Raw genomic sequence first — 1,080 nt, 5'->3', positions numbered from 1 at the left:
CGCGTACCGTACGCGCCATGGCTTCGGCTACACGGTCTACGAGCATGTAGAAGACGGCATCGCCAGCGAGTTGTGGGTCTTCGTCGACGTCGCCGCGCCGCTGAAGTTCTCGGTCCTGCGGCTGCACAACCTGTCGGGCCGGCCACGGCGGTTGTCGGCCATCGGCTACGTTGAATGGGTGATGGGTGACCTGCGCGCGAAGTCGCGCATGCACGTACTCACCGAACGCGACCCGCAGAGCGGCGCGCTGCTGGCGCGCAACACCTACAGCACCGACTTCGGCGGCCGGATGGCCTTCTTCGACACCGATGCCGATGGCTGCGGCTGGACCTGTGACCGACTGGAGTTCATCGGCCGCAACGGCAGCCTGCACGCACCGGCGGCGCTGCGTCGCGAGCGCCTGGATTCACGGCTGGGTGCGGGTCTGGATCCGTGCGCGGCGATCCAGGTGCCGTTGCTGCTGGCTGCAGGCGACCGCAGCGAAACGACGTTCCGCCTTGGCGCCGGGCGCAACCGCAAGGAAACGCTGGCGTTGGCGCGAAGCCGCCAGGGCGCCCATGAGGCCATCGACGCGCTGGACGCCKTGCGCATCCACTGGCGCAACGTGCTGGCCACGGTGCAGGTGCGCACGCCAGACCCGGCGCTGGACGCACTGGCCAACGGCTGGCTGGTCTACCAGACGCTGGGCTGCCGCTACCTGGCGCGCAGTGGCTACTATCAATCAGGCGGTGCGTTCGGTTTCCGCGACCAGCTGCAGGATGCACTCGCCCTCGTGCACGCTCGCCCGGACCTGACCCGCGAGCACCTGCTGCTATGCGCTGCACACCAGTTCACCGAAGGCGACGTGATGCACTGGTGGCATCCTCCGCAAGGTCGCGGCGTGCGCACCCGCTGTTCGGACGATTACCTCTGGCTGCCGCAGGGCGCATGCCGCTACCTGGAGGTTACCGGCGACGCCAGCGTGCTGGACGAAGTGGTCGGCTACATCGAGGGGCGCGCGGTGACACCCGAAGAGGAAGGGTATTACGACATGCCCACGCCTTCGACGCAGCGCGGCACGCTGTATGCGCACTGCGTGCT

The 1,080-nt window shown here is 68.1% G+C and carries 1 protein-coding gene; it reads left to right on the top strand.

What is annotated here, in order from left to right; translation table 11 throughout:
* Positions 1-1,080, top strand: a 1,080-nt coding sequence (locus tag AC1VAN_RS22675) for a GH36-type glycosyl hydrolase domain-containing protein (protein ID WP_480986845.1), incomplete at both ends; no start/stop codon positions are given.

Source organism: Stenotrophomonas sp. 05L44_2 (genome assembly GCF_056665995.1).
This window is presented reverse-complemented; position numbering and strand designations above follow the sequence as displayed.